Consider the following 16,503-nt stretch of genomic DNA (forward strand, 5'->3'; position numbering starts at 1 on the left):
GGATGGGCGGCATCAGCCAGCCATCTGTTTTTCCTTGATCTCGGCCAGCGTCTTGCAGTCCACGCAGAGGTCTGCGGTCGGACGGGCTTCCAGACGGCGGATGCCGATCTCGATGCCGCAATGCTCGCAGTAACCGAAGTCATCTTCTTCGAGCAGCAGCAAGGTTTTCTCGATCTTCTTGATCAGCTTGCGTTCACGGTCGCGGGTGCGCAGTTCGAGAGCAAACTCTTCTTCTTGCGCGGCGCGATCCACGGGATCCGGGAAGTTGGCAGCCTCATCCTTCATGTGGTCGACGGTGCGATCAACTTCCTGCATCAGTTGGTTGCGCCAGGCTCCCAGGATCTTGCGAAAATGTACCTTCTGTTGGTCATTCATGTACTCCTCACCGGCTTTCATCTGGTAAGGCTCTACACCCGCAATGGCCAGGGGGCCCAGAGATTTCCTGTTTTCGCCTGTTGGCATGCCCTGTCTCCTAATTCAGCACGCTACCCGTGCCATCCATAAATTGAGGGCGACATCTATAGCAGAAGGGTCAACGGGAGGCAAACAAGCCTTATCAATAATGTTACCCACTTCTGCATTTATTCTCCGCCCTCGGGTAGCATATGGTCAGATTCAAATGGGATAAAATCCTGAGCCACCATGCCCTGCACCCCAACATGGGGGCGATAGCATAAAATTTCAACCCCTGCCGCCATCGCCTGTTCAACAAGCTGACTATAGTGCGGATCGATATGGGCTGCAGGGCGCATTCTCGCGATGCCGGAGTGCAATACCATGAACAGCAGCACGGCCCGGTGCCCTGCCGCCTTCATGGCCATCAATTCACGCAAGTGCTTGGCGCCGCGGGTGGTGACCGCATCGGGGAAGTACCCCATGCCGGGTTGCTCCCGCTCGTCGAGCAGGGTGACGGATTTCACCTCGATGTAACAATCCGGCCTGTTGTCATCTTCCAGCAGCAGGTCGATGCGGCTGTTCTCTTCCCCGTATTTCACTTCGGTGCGCAGCCTGGCATAACCTGCCAGGGGGGAGAGAGCGCCCTGTTCGATGAGCTCCCGGGCGATCTGGTTGGCACGGGCCGTGTTGACGCAGATGAAGTGACCCGCCGGGCTCTCGGCGATTTCCCAACTGTTTGGCAGCTTGCGCTTGGGGTTGTCGGATGTGGAGTACCAGACCCGGGTGCCCGGCAGGGCGCAGCCGGTCATGGCACCTGTATTGGCGCAGTGGATGGTGATCACCTCGCCGTTGTTGAGCGCGACATCCGTCAGGAAGCGCTTGTAGCGTGAGATCAGCTGCCCGGACTGCAGGGGGGGATCGAAGATCATGGGGTGAGCTCCTCGCGGTGCGGTTCTTTGACGCGGGCCCGCAGGGGCCAGCAGGCGAGCGGTTCGTAGTGGACACCGTCCGGCGTGCTGACGGATTGATAGAGGCAGAAGCGATCGGCCCTGAGCAGAAAATCCGGCGCAGGCAGCTCGCCGGGGGCCTCGCCCGCCTTGCGCGACAGGGTGACGTGGGGGCGATAGCCCTGCTCGCCGTTGCCCAGCCCGAGTTTTTCACCGTGGCGGCGCAGTGCCCTCGCGAGCACGGTCAGCTCGTTCGGCCACTCACCGGGCCCCACCCAGGCGGCTTTGGCGCGCTGAAACCAGCCGGTCTGATCCAGATGGACGCTGAAAGGGGGGCAGTGCTGTCGCTCGGCGGCCGCGATCAGGCGAGCCTGGGTCGTTTCGTCGGCCTCCCCGAGAAAGGCCAGGGTCAGGTGCAGGTTGCTCTCGGGCACCGGCTGGCCGGGCCAGGGGCGCTGGTCTCGCCAGGTTGCAAGCTCGGGGGCAAGCTCTGGCAGGGGCAGGGCAAAGAAGAGTTTGGGCATGCGGCGTGTTGGTCCTCGTGATGGGTATCGGATAAGGGCCATTCTATGGCAGCCGCTCCCGGGATGTCTTGCCGTGTTGCACCTGACGCTTCCTGCCCCTGCCCGGCAGGGGCGCTTACGATGGCCGGGAGGCTGTGGCAGAATGGACCCCTTTTCAGAAGTGTCACAGAAGGTGCCCATCGCTTTGTCTTCCCTCCCCATCGTCCCGGTGTTGCCCGAACTCATTGCAGCCCTCGACAACCATACCAGCGTGATCCTGCAGGCACCCCCCGGCGCGGGCAAATCGACCCTGCTGCCCCTGGAGCTGGTGCGCCAGCACCGGCTGCCCGGGCGCATCATCATGCTGGAGCCCAGGCGCCTTGCGGCGCGCAACATCGCGAGCTTCCTCGCGCGTCAGCTGGGGGAGAAGGTGGGCGAGCGCATCGGCCTGCGTGTGCGCGGGGAGAGCCGCACCAGCAGCCAGACCCAGCTCGAGATCGTGACCGAGGGGGTGCTGACCCGGATGCTGCAGCAGGATCCTGAGCTCACCGGCGTGTCGCTCGTCATCTTTGACGAGTTCCACGAGCGCAGCCTGCACGCCGATACCGCGCTGGCCTTCGCCATCGAAAGCCAGCAGGGGTTGCGCGATGATCTCAAGCTCTTGGTGATGTCCGCCACCCTGGATGGCATGGCCCTGGAGCGCCTGCTGCCAGGTGCCCCCGTGGTGCGCTCCGAGGGGCGCGGCTTTCCCATCGAGTACCACTATCGCCCCGCCAATCGCCAGCAGTGGCTGGAGCCCCAGGTCGGCGCCGTGGTGCTGGAGGCGCTCGCCAGTCAGGCTGGCAGTGCCCTGGTGTTCCTGCCGGGACAGGGGGAGATAGAGCGGCTGGCACAGTGGCTGGAAGGGCGGTTGCCAGGGGATGTGACCCTGGCTCCCCTCTATGGCCGTCTTGACCTCGCGGCCCAGCAAGCGGCCATCGAGCCTGCGCCTGCGGGTCGTCGCAAGCTGGTGCTCACCACCAACGTGGCGGAGACCTCCCTCACCATCGAGGGGATCTCCGTGGTCATCGACAGCGGACTGGAGCGGCGCGCCACCTTCGATATCAAGAGCGGCGTTACCCGGCTGGAGACCCGGCCCATCGCCAAAGCCTCCGCCACCCAGCGGGCGGGGCGGGCAGGGCGGCTTGGCCCCGGCGTCTGCTACCGGCTCTGGAGCAGCGAGGTGCAGGAGCGCCTCGCCGAGCAGAGCCCCCCCGACATCCTGACGCAAGAGCTCACCGGCCTGCTGATGGACGCCGCCCAGTGGGGGGCCCGGGTGGAGGCGCTGCCCCTGCTGGACATGCCGCCCCCTGCCGCCGTGGCCAGCGCCCGGCGGTTGCTGGTGGCCCTGGGCGCCATGGCCCCGGAGGGTGAGCAACAACTTACCCCGGCAGGCCGTGCCATGGCGGCCTTCGGCACCCATCCCCGCCTCGCCCGCATGTTGCTGCGGGCCCGGGAGCTGGAATCCGAGGGTCTGACAGGGATTGTCGCCGATGCGGCTTTCCTGGTGGCGCTGCTGGAAGAAGATCTGCGAGGATCGGAGCGCCTGTCCGTGCTGTTCCACCGCCGTCAGGGCGCCCTGCGCCAGGGGGCGGCCCGCTGGTTCGAGCGGCTCGGCGTGCGGGCAAGCAGCCCGCAGGGTCAATGGCTGGGGTTGCTGTGCGCCCTCGCCTGGCCCGATCGCATCGGCAAGCTGCGCAGTGGCAGCCGCTATCAGCTCAGTGGCGGGGTGAGCTGCGATCTGGTAGAAGGGCATCCCTGCCAGGGGCAGGGGGCCATCGTGGCCGTCGAAATGGGTCAGAACGAGCGCGGCAGCCGCATCTTCATCGCCGAGCCGGTGGCGCTGGATGAGTTGGTGCGCCAGCTGCCCGAGCTAGTCGGCGAGCGCCAGTGGTTCGACTGGGACGATCGGGAGGAACGGGTGCGTGCGGAGCGCCAGCAGGTGCTCGGCGAGCTGGTGCTCGGCCAGCGGCCGCTGACGGATCTCTCCGATGAACAGAAGGGGCGTTGCCTGCTGCAGGGCATTCGGCGCAAGGGGCTGCACGTGCTGCCCTGGGACGAGAGCAGCGAGGGGCTGCTGGCCCGCTTGCGCTGCGCCCGCGACTGGCTGCCCGACGAAGCCTGGCCCGCCATGGATGAGGAGAGCCTGCTGGCCGACCTCGAGCAGTGGCTGCTGCCGGCGGTGAGCGGCATGACCCGGCTGGAGCAGTTGAAGCGGCTCGACATGAGCGACATCCTGCGCCAGTCTCTGCCCTGGCCCTTGCCAAGGCGGCTGGACGAGGCGCTGCCGAGCCACTTCACCGCACCGACTGGCAGCCGGGTGCGGATCCGCTACCAGCCGGGTCAGGCGCCGGCGATCCCGGTGCGCATCCAGGAGATGTTCGGGCTGGGCGCCACCCCATGCGTGGCCGATGGCCGGGTGCCCCTGGTGGTGGAGCTGCTCTCCCCGGCCCAGCGCCCCTTGCAGATCACCGCGGATCTCGCGGCCTTCTGGGCGGGATCCTATGAGCAGGTGAAAAAAGAGATGAAGGGGCGCTACCCCCGTCACTACTGGCCGGACAACCCGCTGGAGGCGATGCCGACCCGGGTGACCAAGAAGAAGATGGGATTGCAGGAGTAGCCGACGGGACAGTGATCGGTCGGTACGATCAGAACAAGATGGCGGTGGCACAGTCCCCCTCCACAACAGGCATCGCAGGCCGCTCGCATCAGCGGGATGGCGAGGAGAACGACAAGAGGATTTATGGCAACCCAACGACGCAAGCGCACGCCCAAGAAGGCGGCGCCCAAACGCACCATCTGGCGCACCCTGTTCTGGCTGGGCTTCAAGCTCTCTCTGGTGGTGGCGGCCTTCATGGTGGTGTTTGGCATCTATCTCGACACCAAGGTGCGCGAGCGCTTCGACGGCGAGAAGTGGCAGTTGCCGGTGATGGTCTACAGCCGCCCGCTGGAGCTCTATCCCAGCCAGCGGCTCTCCCAGACCCAGATGCTGCGCGAGCTCAACATGCTGAGCTACAAGCAGGTGCGTCAGCCTCATACCCCGGGTGAGTACGCGGTGAGCGGCAATCGCATCGAGCTGGTGCGCCGGCCGTTCGAGTTCCACGACGGTGCCGACGGCGCCCGTGGCCTGCGTCTCACCTTCAACGGGGCGCGCCTCGAGGGGATCCAGTCCCTGGAGAACCAGCGTCAGCTCGGCTATGCCCAGATGGACCCGGTGCTGCTCGATCGCCTCAACACCGAGGATCGGGAAGACCGTCTGCTGGTGCGCCTTTCCGAGGTGCCGGACAGCCTGCTGGTGACGCTGCTCACCACGGAAGACAGGGACTTCTACCAGCATGGCGGTGTCTCGCCGGTGGCCATCATGCGCGCCATGGCAGCCAACCTGCTGGCGGGTCGCACCGTGCAGGGGGGCAGTACGCTCACCCAGCAGCTCGCCAAGAACTTCTTCCTGACCCGTGAGCGCAGCCTGTGGCGCAAACTGCAGGAAGCCTACATGGCGGTGCTCATCGACTACCGCTACAGCAAGGACGAGATCCTGGAGGCCTACCTCAACGAGGTCTATCTGGGGCAGAACTTCTCCCAGGGGGTCTACGGCTTCGGGCTCGCCTCCTACTTCTACTTCGGTATTCCGGTCAACGAGCTGGACATCGATCAGGTGGCCCTGCTGGTGGGCATGGTGAAGGGCCCCTCCTATTACGATCCCTGGCGATTCCCCGACCGGGCCAAGGCGCGCCGGGATCTGGTGCTGAAACTGCTTGCGGATCACGGCAGCCTGACCCAGGCCGAGTATGACCTGGCCAGCAAGCAGCCCCTTGGCATTATCGCCCGCGGCCAGATGAGCTATGGCCGTACCCCGGCCTTCATGGGGCTGCTCAAGCGGGAGATCCAGAACCGCTTCGGCCCGGATCTGCTCAAGCAGTCCGGCCTCAAGATCTTCACCAGTCTGGATCCCATCGCCCAGCACGCCGCCGAGCAGGCGGTGGAGTCGGGTCTGGCCACCATCGAGAAGCAGCGTGGCAAGAAGAAGCTGGAGGCGGCCATGGTGGTCTCCGACTGGCACAAGGGCGAGGTGGTCGCCATGGTGGGGGGACGGGATCCCCGCTACGCCGGCTTCAACCGGGCGCTGGATGCCCGCCGTCAGATTGGCTCCCTGGTCAAACCGGCGGTCTACCTGACCGGCCTCTCCAACGGCCTGACCCTGGGCACGCCGCTTAAAGATCAGCCGATCCGCATTCGCGGCCAGGATGGCCAGATCTGGACGCCGCAGAACTACGACCGCAAGTTCCGCCAGAGCGTGCCCCTGATGGAGGCGCTTGCCAGCTCCCTCAACGTGCCGACCGTCAACCTCGGGATGCAGATAGGCCTGGACAAGGTGGTGGACACCCTGCACAAGCTGGGTGTGCAGCAGGAGATCCAGCCCTATCCGTCCCTGGTGCTGGGGGCGGTGGCGCTCTCGCCCATGGAAGTGAACCAGATGTACCTGCCCATCGCCAACCAGGGGTTGACCCAGCCCCTGTCGGCCATCCGGGCCGTGGTGAATGGCGAGGGACGCCAGCTCTACCTGCATGACGAAGCGGCCAAGCGAGTGACGGATCCCCAGGCAAGCTGGCTGACCCTGTTCGCCATGACCAAGACGGTGAGCCAGGGGACGGCCCGGGCGCTCGGTGCCAAGTTCCCCGGGGCCACCATGGCCGCCAAGACCGGTACCACCAACGAGCTGCGTGACTCCTGGTTTGCCGGGATGGACAACAACGAGTTGGTGAGCGTCTGGGTCGGCCGTGACGACAACACCCCGGCCGGCTTGACCGGTGCCAGTGGCGCCTTGCAGCTGTTCAGCGGCTACATGAGCCAGCGAGGGGTCAACAGCCTGGGGCTGAAGATGCCCGAAGGGGTGAGCTGGGCCAACTTCTCCCGCTCGAGCGGTGCCCGGGTGGCCAGCGATTGTCCCGGCAGTCTCCAGGTGCCGGCCAAGCTGGCCGGTCTGGCCGAGCCCATGAGCTGTGCCAGCCCGGTCTCGGACCCGGCGAATGCCCTGGACAACTGGTTCAACGGTTTCTTCAACTGACGAAGACGGGCAGCACAGGCTGCCCGTTTTGCAAGGATTGCCATGACCCATCCCCTGTTTGAGGCCATCCATCACGTGGCCATCATCGCCAGCGACTATCCGCGCTCGCGCCACTTCTATCACCAGGTGCTGGGGTTGCCCATCATTGCCGAGACCCTGCGGGCCGAGCGTCAGTCGTGGAAGCTGGATCTGGCGCTGCCGGACGGCAGCCAGCTGGAGCTGTTCAGCTTCCCGGCGCCGCCACCGCGCCCCTCCCGGCCGGAGGCGTGCGGGTTGCGCCACCTGGCGTTTCGGGTAGCGGATCTCGACCGGGTCATCGCCCACCTGGAGCAGCACGGGGTGGAAGTTGAGCCGGTGCGGGTGGACGAGCTGACCGGCAAGCGCTTTACCTTCTTCGCCGACCCCGACGGCCTGCCGCTGGAGCTGTACGAGGCAGCGCGTTAGGCTGCCTGTTGCAATCTGGGTGATCGGTTTGACCATGAAAAAAGCCGCCCTGGGAACAGGGCGGCTTTTTTCATGGGGTTGGAGAGGGGATCATGCTGTGGTCAGCAGGGCGACCGCCACCGCCATCACCATCATGCCGAGCCAGCCGACGGGTCTGAGGCGCTCGCCGAACAGCAGCAGGCCCCCGAGGGCGGTGCCCAGGATGCCGATGGCACCCCAGGTGGCATAGGCCACGGCCAGGTCGATCTTGCCGGTACTGACCGCCTCGCTGAGCAGAGTGAAGGCACAGAGCACCAGCAGAATGCCGAGGACGCCCCACCCCTTGTCGCGAAAACCGACGGAGCGGTTGATTGCCATGTTGGCGCCGATATCCAGCAGGGCGGCGCCCAGTACGATGATCAACGGGTGCATGGGGCTTCCCTTTTTTGGCGGGTGGGGGCTGGTGCATGATGGGTCTCGCCCAGGGTCACCATGACAATCCCCACTATGGCCAGCGCCAGTCCGATCCACTCCTGGATGCTCAGCTCGTAGCCGAGGAACAGGACGGAGACGGCGGTGATGAGGGCGATCCCCAACCCTTCCCACAGCGCAAACGCGATACCAATGGAGATTGTCCTGGCGGCCTTGGCGAGCAGCAGGTAGGAGAGGGTGATGAGGAGCCACATCGGCAGATAGTGGATCCAGCCGCTCGCGCTCTCTGGGATCAGGGCCATGGAGGAGGTGCCGGCGACCTCGGTCAGGATGGCCCCTGTCAGAAAGAGGCGGGCCAAAAGCAGGGGACGGGATGACATGCAGTTTCCTTCTGTTGCTGCGATGAAGAGAGGATAACGGCACCCGAAACGGCAAGGTTATCGCTGAGCGTCGAGAAAGCTGTCGCTGCTTGTTTGCCTTGGGGGCGGGCCAGGGGATAAGGTGGTGATGGAATAATCTGCCGCCAGTTTGAAGCCATGAAGCTAAATCAGATACAACTCTTTGTAGAAACAGCAGACAGTGGTTCGATAGCCAATGCCGCCAGACGACTTGGCAAGAGTCGCAGCGCCGTGAGCTCGGCGATTGCAACCCTGGAAGTGGAGCTTGGCGTCGAACTTTTCGAACGAGGGGCGAATCAGAGCCGACTGACCGAAATCGGCGAGCAAGTGCTGGACGACTGTCGGCGGCTGTTGCAGGCCGCCAACAGCCTGAAGCTCAAGTGCGAGCACCATGCCTCCGGTGCCGAGGTGGCGCTGCGGGTAGCCCGGGACGACGCCATTCCCGAGGTGGTATGGCGCGAGATGCTGGGGGCGCTGCGTCGCCAGTTTCCGGGCACCAGCATCTCCCTGGTGCTGGCCTCACCGCCGGAGCTGCCGGCCCTGGTGGAAGAGGGGTTCGTGGATGCCGCCTTCGGCCTCATCACCGAGGAACAGGAGCGCAGCGGTCTTTGCATCGACGTGCTCAATCCGATCCGCACCCTGATGGTGGTCGCACCAAGCCACCCGCTGGCTGGGCTGAAGCGGGTGTTGCAGCAGGATCTGACCGATCACACCCAGGTCACCCTCTCCTATGTGGACGCGTTTTCGGTCAAGAGCCTGCTGCCCATCGGAGGGCAGCATATCGGGTTGTCGAGTTTCGAACTGATGCGGGATGCGGTGCTGGATGGTCTGGGTTGGGCGGTGCTGCCTTCACCCCTCATCCAGAGCCAGCTGCGCCTGGGAGAGCTGCTGACCCTGAAGCACAAGTTCAGTCTGCAGTGGCGCGATTACGGAGTCTATCTGTCGGAGAACGCCCATCACGGCAAGGTGCTGGCCTGGCTGAAGAAGGCAATAGAAGCCTATCTCGAACCCTTCGAGTAGCCGCCAACCGGGGCGGATACCCCGGTTGGCAGTGAGAGGGGATCAGCGCAGGCCGTGACGGGGGACGCGCTGGCGGGAGCGAAATGGCAGCAGCAGGAGGCCGAGCAGCAGATCCCCCGCCAGGGAGGCCAGCAGACCCGCCGCCACGCCGCAGAAAATGGCGGCCTGTTTGAGGGGGACCACATAGCCGTAGTTGTGCAGGGTATCCTGCCAGAGGGCGGGATCGGCGCGCAGCAACAGGTGGGAGAGCTGCTGGTACCAGGGACTCTCCCGCACGGCGATCTCCCCCTGAAGGTGCTGCTGCTGGTTGACCAGTTGCTGGAGGCTGGTGGCATCCTGGGTGAAGACGGGATCCTGGCTGGCACCGTAATGGGCGACCAGCGCCTGCAGATCGCCATTGAAGTGCTGGTCCGCCGTGCGCTGGAAGGGGGCCAGCGCCAGACCGGCTTGCTGCAGCCGGGCATCCAGCCGCTGGAAGTAGAGATCGACCAGCCCGGGGATCTGTACACCTGCCAGCAAACCGAGGGCAAACAACATCATGCGAAGGTAGCTGCGCATCATCATCATCCTGAACGAAGGGAGCGCCCATACTAGCCGCAACCGGTGGGAGAGCCAAGGAGGGGACGCGCTTGCCCACCCGGTCGGCGGCGCCAAAAGAAGAGCCGATGGAATACCTTTGTTACACGAATTCTTACACTTTTGTGATGCAAGTCATCTTGCGGCTGGCCTAGAATGAGCGTTTTTCGAAGGACACGTCGGCATGAGCAAGTTCATTCCTTTCTATCTGGCCGGGGGCCTCATCGCCTTCAGTTGGGGCGCCCTGCCTGAGCACGGCCCCTGGGATGGGTGGGATCTCGCCCTCTTCCAGCTGGTCAATGGCTGGATTGGCCACTCCCCCCGTTGGGCCGATCTGGTGGCCATCACCAACAACCGCCTGTTCGATCTGGCCGCGCTGGCCTGCATGGGCGGGATCCTTGCCAGTTGCTTCTTCCGTGCCGACGGGCAGGAGCGCCGTCGTCTGGTGGCCATGGGGGTCGTGATGCTGCTGGGGGCCCTGGTGATCAATCAGCTCGGGCATCTGTTGCCGGTCAGCCGTCCCAGCCCCACCTTGATGGTGGACGGGGCACTGCGCCTGACCGAGATCAGTGCGATTCCCACCAAGGACTCCGCCGGTGACAGCTTCCCCGGTGATCACGCCCTCTTCCTGATGATCTTCGCCGGTTTTGCCCTGCGCTATCTGCCGCGCTGGGCCGGGGTAGTTGCGGTGGTGATGGTGCCCCTGTTTTCGGCGCCCCGCATCCTGGCTGGTGCGCACTGGATGACGGACGTCTATGTGGGCGCTCTTTGCCTCTCCCTGATCTGCCTGCCGCTGCTGTTGCTCACTCCCGTGTCGGATCGCCTGATCGACCGCCTGGCTCCCCGGCTGCCACGCTGGATTGCCTGACGGAGAATGAAAAAAGAAGGCGGGTCACCCCGCCTTCTTTCGTTTACGCCTCACCGGTGCTGTGGTCGTCGCGAAATGACCAGGACTACGCCCGATGAGCCCGGGCTGTCGCCCTCCCAACCAGTATGGATAGCCCCATTCGGGTTCTGCCAGCCAAAATAGTCGGGGCTAAACGTTTGCACCCGTCGTCTCATGATCCTGGCCAGGATTTTTTCCCTCCGCTGCCTTAGAATCGCCGCCCGTTGTTGGAGGTCTCCCCATGCTTGTCACTTTTCTGCGTTTCTTGTTTATCGGTTGTGCTCTGGTCTTTCTCTTTATGCTGGTCCGTGCCTGGTGGCACAAACGGCGTCATGGCCAGCTCGAAGCCACCCCTTTCTGGCCGGTGGCGGCCATCGGTTTTGTGACCAATTTTCTCGATACCCTGGGGGTGGGGAGCTTTGCGGTGAAGACCGCCTGCTACAAGCAGTTCAGGCTGATCGATGATCGGGTGCTGCCCGGTACCCTCAACGGCCAGTGCGTGCTGCCGACCGTGACCCAGGCTCTCATCTTCATCGGCGTGGTCAACGTGGATCCCGTCACCCTCATCAGCATGATGGCGGCGGCGGCGGCCGGTGCGGCCTGGGGCGCCCGTTACGTGGCTTCCTTTGATCGCCAGACCATCCTGCTGGTAATGGCGGTCTCCCTGCTGGTGGTCGCCGGTCTCATCTTTGCCGGTCTGCTCGGGCTCTTCCCCCTCGGTGGCGAGGCCATGGGGCTGAGCGGTTACAAGCTGGGGATCGCCCTTGCCGGCAACTTCCTGTTCGGAGCTCTGATGAACGTCGGTATCGGCCTGTTCGCCCCCTGCATGACCCTGGTCTATCTGCTCGGCATGAACCCGCTGGTGGCCTTCCCCATCATGATGGGATCCACCGCCGTGCTCAGCGTCTTCTCGGCGGGGACATTCATTCGCAAGGGGGCTTTCGATGCGCGGGCCGTGCTGGCGGTGGCCATCTTCGGCCCCATCGGCGTGGTGCTGGCGGCCATGCTGGTCAAATCCATGGAGATGGAGATGCTCAAATGGCTGGTGGCCTTCATCGTCATCTATACCTCCTGGACCATGTACGCCTCCTGGCGGGCGGCGCGGCGACAGCCAGCGCCCGCGCTGGCAGAGGCGACGAGCTAGCTGGCGTCGGCGAGGCCCGCCTGCACGGGCACCCCGCGTTGGTATGTCATCCCGCTCGCCCGGTCCTGGCGCGTCTTCTGATGCCTCTGGCAGCCCCCTCCGAGTGGGCAGTCTGTTGGCTGGAGGCGACCAGTGCGGCTTCCGCCCTGGCACCGAGAAACACATAGAGCCCCAGCGCCAGCAGCAACCCCACGGCGCAGCCCATCACCCCCACCGCAGGCCAGAGCAGTTCGCTCTGGCCGAGGGATCCCTTGAACAGCAGCAGCAACCCCTCGATGGAGACCGCGATCAGGATGGCGGCGATAAAGCGGGTAATGGTGCGCCGGATTGCGCTGTGGCGGAAGATGTCCTTATGCAGCAGCACTTCCTCTTCGAGGATGGTCTTGCCGAGATCGAACACCGCCAGCGCGAGCGTGAGGAAGATGATGGCGCTGAAGGCGCCGAGCCGGTTCTGCTGGGTGCCGCACAGCAGCAGATAGAGCTGTTCCAGCCCGTGCCAGATGAGGGTGCCGACGATGAGAAACAGGGCCAGACTCAAGACGACGTAGACGGCCCTGAACCAGGGAATGGCGCGCCGCCGCTCTCTGTCCCCCATCAGCCAGGCGATCAGCTGGTGCAGGTTGATCTCCAGCTCCCGGCCATGGCCCTGCACCAGCAGGCGCAGCTGCCCCTGGGCCGCCGGAACGGGCGCCAGTATGGCTGGCCTGATCTGGGGGGGCAGGCTCTTCACCTCCTCGACGAAGGCATAGGTCTTGAGAGACGCCTCGGGGAGGGTAAGCAGCCCCAGCAGCAGGGGGGCCAGCTCGGTTTCGTACTCCTGATAGCGCCGCAGCACATCGATGGGGCTCATCTCTGCCATATACACCTCGGTCCAATGGGCTCCTGAGCAGGGGCCTGCAAATTGTGGGCCCGATTTATGACAGCCCGTGTACGGCGCGGCGCACCAGCAGGTGGCAAGGCTCCGGTGAGGGACTTAAGGATGCACCACTATGGTGCCTTGCCGGGATGAGCAAACAAAAAAGGGCCCCATCGGGGCCCTCTGCACATCTTGCGGCTTGTCAGCCAGCCAGCTTGGCGAAGCTGCGCTCGGCGGCCGCCAGGGTGTGTTCAATCTCCTTGTCGCCGTGGGCCAACGACAGGAAGCCCGCCTCGTAGGCGCTCGGCGCCAGATAGACACCCTCTTCCAGCATCAGATGATAGAAGCGCTTGAAGCGTTCCATGTCGCAGCGGGTCACCTGCTCGTAGCGGGTGATCTCGGTCTCGTCGGTGAAGAAGAAGCCGAACATGCCGCCCACGTAGTTGATGGCAAGCGGGATGCCGTGCCTGGCGGCGGCGGCTTTCAGCCCCTCGGCGACACGGGCGGTCTTGGTGCTCAGCTGCTCATAGAGGCCCGGCTCCAGCAGCAGATCCAGCATGGTGAGGCCGGCGGCCATGGCCACCGGGTTGCCGGAGAGGGTGCCGGCCTGATAGACGGGGCCGGTCGGGGCGATGTGCTGCATCACCTTCTTCTTGCCGCCGAAGGCGCCCACCGGCATGCCGGCACCGATGATCTTGCCGAGGGTGGTGAGATCCGGGTCGATGTTGTAGTGGCCCTGGGCACCACGCAGGGAGACGCGAAAACCCGTCATCACCTCATCCAGGATCAGCAGGGCGCCGAACTCGTCACAAATGGCGCGCAGCCCTTCCAGGAAGCCGGGCACCGGCGGGATGCAGTTCATGTTGCCAGCGACCGGCTCGACGATGATACAGGCGATCTCGCTGCCGTACTGGGTAAAGGCTTCGCGCACCGAGTCCAGATCGTTGAACACGCAGGTCAAGGTGTGCTTGGCGAAATCGGCCGGTACGCCCGGGCTGTTGGGCTGACCCAGGGTCAGGGCGCCGGAGCCAGCCTTGACCAGCAGGGAGTCGGCGTGGCCGTGGTAGCAGCCTTCGAATTTGACTATCTTGTCGCGGCCGGTGTAGCCGCGGGCCAGCCGGATGGCGCTCATGGTCGCCTCGGTGCCGGAGTTGACCATCCGCACCTGCTCCATGGAGGGCACGATCTGGCGCACTTTCTCGGCCATCAGCACTTCGATCTCGGTCGGCGCGCCGTAGCTCAGCCCTTTTTCCACCGCCTTGATGACGGCGGCCTTGATGGCCGGGTGGTTATGGCCCAGCAGCATGGGGCCCCAGGAACCGATGTAATCCACATAGGCCTGGCCGTCCACGTCATAGAGGTAGGCGCCATCGGCGTGATCGATGAAGCGGGGTGTGCCGCCGACCCCGTTGAAGGCGCGGACCGGTGAGTTGACGCCGCCCGGAATGGTCTGGCGGGCCTGTTCAAACAGCTGATCTGATTTTGACATGGATCATCCTTAATGGGATTTTGGTCGTTACCCGGGCGCAGGCTGCCGATTGCGGCTCGGCAGGGGATGGCGGGAGGAGTATGCTTTGCGCTCTCGCCCCGGACTCTCGCCCGTGATACATGAAACGGGCCGACTATAGCAGAAAGGCCCAGAGCTGGGCAGCCGAGGCCGAGGTGTGCCTAGTCCTCGTTAGATGAGCGTGATTATCCATGGAGCAACAAGCCATTCCTTCCGCCGACGCGGCCTCGCTGCGTCGTCCTCCAGTCTTGCAGCGCCTGATACGGCGGGACAAGATGCCGCTGCTGGTGCTCCTGTTGGCGGCCCTGGTCGGCCTGCTGGCAGGCCTGGTGTGCGGATTGTTCGAGTCTTGCGTTCACTGGCTGGCCCAGCAGCGTGTCGACTTGCTGGCCGATCGCCCCTGGTGGCAGCTCGGCCTGCTCGGCTTTGGTTTCAGCGCCCTGCTGGGGTTGGTCGGCTATTTCCTCACTCATGCCTTTGCCCCCGAGGCGGGGGGATCCGGTATCCCGGAAATTGAAGGGGCCATGGACGACCTGCGCCCGGTACGCTGGTGGCGGGTGTTGCCGGTGAAGTTTTTTGGCGGGGTCTGTACCCTGAGTTCCGGCATGGTGCTGGGGCGGGAGGGGCCCTCGGTGCAGATAGGGGGCAACCTCGGCAAGATGGTGGCGGATATCTTCCGGTTGCCCAAGGAGCATGGCCATGCCCTGCTGGCTGCCGGTGCGGCGGGTGGTCTCGCTGCGGCCTTCAATGCCCCGCTGGCAGGGATACTGTTTGTCATGGAAGAGATGCGACCGCAATTTCGCTACTCCTTCCTCGCCATCAAGGCGGTCGGGATTTCGGCCGTCATGGCGACCCTGATGCTGCAGAACATGAAAGGGCAATCCCCCGTCATCATGCTGCCTCACTACGACGCTCCGGCCTTGAAGGCGCTCTGGCTGTTTCTTTTCATGGGGGGCTGCTTTGGTGTGCTGGGGTTCGTCTTCAACAAGCTGGTGCTCGCCTGTCAGGATGGTTACCTGGCATTGCATCAGAACAAGCGCCACCGCTTCGTCATCATCGGCATGGTGGTGGCTGGAACCTTTGGCATGCTGTCGCTGTTCGCCCCTTCGGTCACTGGAGGGGGAATCGAGCTCATCCCGCATCTGACGGGGGGAGACTATGCGATGGCGACGCTCTTCATCATCTTCTCGGTGCGACTGGTGGGTACCCTCATCTGCTTTTGCTCGGGGGCCCCTGGTGGTGTCTTTGCGCCGACCCTGGCGCTGGGCACCCTGTTCGGGGTGATCTTTGGTCACCTGTTCCACTCTGCATTTCCCGATCTCGGCATCGAACCGGGCGCCTTTGCCATCGCCGGCATGGGGGCGCTTTTCGCCGCCACCGTACGTGCCCCCATTACCGGCATCGTGCTGGTGACAGAGATGACAGACAACTATCAGCTGATCCTGCCCATGATGATCACCACCATAGGGGCAACCCTGGTGGCGCAATGGTTGGGGGGGCGTCCCATCTATTCCCAGATCCTGGAGCGAACTTTACGGCTTGCTGCGCGTCAAAACCGGGGTGAAAGCAGCATCGCGACCGGTTAACTCTTTGTTTATCCGTATCAATCCGGCATGGTCGCGTATAGTGAAAAGAAACCGGCTGTGTTGATGTCGGCATATAGAAGAGGCCTTATGTCCCAAATCGTGAAGTTATTGGTGGTGCTGGCTGTGGGGGCATGTATCGGTTATGTCGTCGGGAACAGACAGGAGCTGGCTCAGAGCAGCCTGATGACGGTGCAGCAAGAGACGTTGGAGCGTCAGAGCAAGGCCATTGCACAACTGAAGACGGATCTCGGCGTCAGGGAGACCCTGCTGGCGACCCAGAAGGCCGCCTTCGAGCAACTTCAGCAGACGCTCAAGGATCAGGAAGCCCAGGTACAGGAGCAGAAGCGTCAGCTCGCCTTCTTCGAACGCATCATGCGTCCCACCGGCGAACAGGTGGGGGTATCCATCGACAATCTGACATTGCAGGAGACGAGTGTGCCGGGTCGCTACCACTATCGTCTGGCGCTCACACAACCCGCCAAGAAGCGGGAGCTGTTTCGGGGGCAGGTGCAGATCCGGCTCGAAGGCAGTCTGGCTGACAAGCCCAGGATCCTCAGTGGCCGGGATCTTGGCATGAAGGTGGGGGAGGGACGCTACGCGTTGCGATATTTCCAGCTCTTGGAGGGCAATTGGCAGTTTCCCTCAGGCTTCATCCCGGACAGGGTGAGAATCCTCATCCCGAAGGAGGGTCGGCAACCGGCCCAGGAGCTGGTTGCTGAGTGGAA

16 protein-coding genes (1 of these 16 cut by a window edge) are annotated in these 16,503 nt (G+C 64.1%); 8 read left to right on the forward strand and 8 right to left on the reverse strand.

What is annotated here, in order from left to right; translation table 11 throughout:
• Positions 1-12: 12 nt before the first annotated feature.
• The 3 genes from dksA to thpR all read right to left on the reverse strand — a co-directional run bounded on the left by dksA (position 13) and on the right by thpR (position 1,867).
• On the reverse strand, positions 13-462 hold the full coding sequence (gene dksA, locus I6L32_RS10805; protein ID WP_029314801.1) for an RNA polymerase-binding protein DksA: 450 nt from the start codon (positions 460-462) through the stop codon (positions 13-15).
• A 119-nt stretch (positions 463-581) separates the two neighbouring features.
• A complete protein-coding gene (gene sfsA / locus I6L32_RS10810; RefSeq protein ID WP_216945068.1) occupies positions 582-1,325 on the reverse strand; it encodes a DNA/RNA nuclease SfsA in 744 nt (247 codons plus the stop codon).
• A complete protein-coding gene (gene thpR, locus I6L32_RS10815; RefSeq protein WP_109422518.1) occupies positions 1,322-1,867 on the reverse strand; it encodes an RNA 2',3'-cyclic phosphodiesterase in 546 nt (181 codons plus the stop codon). Before thpR ends, sfsA begins: the two co-directional genes overlap by 4 nt.
• Positions 1,868-2,051: 184 nt before the next feature.
• Here thpR and hrpB point away from each other — a divergent pair, with 184 nt between their 5' ends.
• The 3 genes from hrpB (at position 2,052) to I6L32_RS10830 (ending at position 7,394) form a co-directional block, all read left to right on the forward strand.
• Positions 2,052-4,505 carry an ATP-dependent helicase HrpB gene (gene hrpB, locus I6L32_RS10820; protein WP_216945157.1) on the forward strand — a complete coding sequence of 818 codons (2,454 nt, stop codon included), beginning with the start codon at positions 2,052-2,054 and terminating at the stop codon, positions 4,503-4,505.
• Positions 4,506-4,628: 123 nt separating this feature from the next.
• Positions 4,629-6,950, forward strand: a complete 2,322-nt coding sequence (gene mrcB, locus I6L32_RS10825; protein ID WP_216945069.1) for a penicillin-binding protein 1B — start codon at positions 4,629-4,631, stop codon at positions 6,948-6,950.
• 42 nt (positions 6,951-6,992) lie between these two features.
• On the forward strand, positions 6,993-7,394 hold the full coding sequence (locus I6L32_RS10830) for a VOC family protein (RefSeq protein ID WP_010675565.1): 402 nt from the start codon (positions 6,993-6,995) through the stop codon (positions 7,392-7,394).
• Between the two features lie 90 nt (positions 7,395-7,484).
• Here I6L32_RS10830 and I6L32_RS10835 read toward each other — a convergent pair whose 3' ends face one another.
• Both I6L32_RS10835 and I6L32_RS10840 read right to left on the reverse strand, forming a co-directional pair.
• Entirely contained in the window at positions 7,485-7,805 is a 321-nt protein-coding gene (locus tag I6L32_RS10835; RefSeq protein ID WP_010675564.1) for an SMR family transporter, read from the reverse strand.
• A complete protein-coding gene (locus tag I6L32_RS10840; RefSeq protein ID WP_069651856.1) occupies positions 7,793-8,185 on the reverse strand; it encodes a multidrug efflux SMR transporter in 393 nt (130 codons plus the stop codon). The genes I6L32_RS10835 and I6L32_RS10840 overlap by 13 nt, the downstream gene beginning before the upstream one ends.
• 156 nt (positions 8,186-8,341) lie before the next feature.
• Between I6L32_RS10840 and I6L32_RS10845 the strand changes: the two genes are divergently transcribed.
• On the forward strand, positions 8,342-9,223 hold the full coding sequence (locus I6L32_RS10845; protein ID WP_202016248.1) for a LysR family transcriptional regulator: 882 nt from the start codon (positions 8,342-8,344) through the stop codon (positions 9,221-9,223).
• A gap of 42 nt (positions 9,224-9,265) precedes the next feature.
• Here I6L32_RS10845 and I6L32_RS10850 read toward each other — a convergent pair whose 3' ends face one another.
• Complete coding sequence (locus I6L32_RS10850; RefSeq protein ID WP_010675561.1) at positions 9,266-9,781, reverse strand: DUF2937 family protein; 516 nt, start codon at positions 9,779-9,781, stop codon at positions 9,266-9,268.
• Positions 9,782-9,983: 202 nt separating this feature from the next.
• Here I6L32_RS10850 and I6L32_RS10855 point away from each other — a divergent pair, with 202 nt between their 5' ends.
• Together I6L32_RS10855 and I6L32_RS10860 are read left to right on the forward strand one after the other, a co-directional pair.
• The gene (locus I6L32_RS10855; RefSeq protein WP_010675560.1) at positions 9,984-10,667 is read left to right on the forward strand and encodes a phosphatase PAP2 family protein; all 684 of its coding nucleotides are present in this window, start codon (positions 9,984-9,986) and stop codon (positions 10,665-10,667) included.
• Positions 10,668-10,926: 259 nt separating this feature from the next.
• Entirely contained in the window at positions 10,927-11,829 is a 903-nt protein-coding gene (locus I6L32_RS10860; protein WP_216945072.1) for a sulfite exporter TauE/SafE family protein, read from the forward strand.
• Positions 11,830-11,875: 46 nt separating this feature from the next.
• Here I6L32_RS10860 and I6L32_RS10865 read toward each other — a convergent pair whose 3' ends face one another.
• Together I6L32_RS10865 and hemL are read right to left on the reverse strand one after the other, a co-directional pair.
• Positions 11,876-12,688 carry a hypothetical protein gene (locus tag I6L32_RS10865; protein WP_041213869.1) on the reverse strand — a complete coding sequence of 271 codons (813 nt, stop codon included), beginning with the start codon at positions 12,686-12,688 and terminating at the stop codon, positions 11,876-11,878.
• A 199-nt stretch (positions 12,689-12,887) separates the two neighbouring features.
• On the reverse strand, positions 12,888-14,174 hold the full coding sequence (gene hemL / locus I6L32_RS10870) for a glutamate-1-semialdehyde 2,1-aminomutase (protein ID WP_216945074.1): 1,287 nt from the start codon (positions 14,172-14,174) through the stop codon (positions 12,888-12,890).
• A 209-nt stretch (positions 14,175-14,383) separates the two neighbouring features.
• On the opposite strand from hemL, the gene clcA reads away from it, so the two are divergent.
• Both clcA and I6L32_RS10880 read left to right on the forward strand, forming a co-directional pair.
• A complete protein-coding gene (gene clcA / locus I6L32_RS10875) occupies positions 14,384-15,778 on the forward strand; it encodes a H(+)/Cl(-) exchange transporter ClcA (RefSeq protein ID WP_045521911.1) in 1,395 nt (464 codons plus the stop codon).
• 87 nt (positions 15,779-15,865) lie between these two features.
• Positions 15,866-16,503 carry the 5' portion of a DUF6776 family protein gene (locus I6L32_RS10880; RefSeq protein ID WP_069651854.1) on the forward strand. Its footprint extends 55 nt past the window's final position, so the window shows 638 of its 693 coding nt (coding positions 1-638); the start codon lies at positions 15,866-15,868; its stop codon lies off the right edge, out of view.

This window comes from Aeromonas sp. FDAARGOS 1402, assembly GCF_019046925.1.
Classification (GTDB): Bacteria; Pseudomonadota; Gammaproteobacteria; order Enterobacterales; family Aeromonadaceae; genus Aeromonas; species Aeromonas caviae.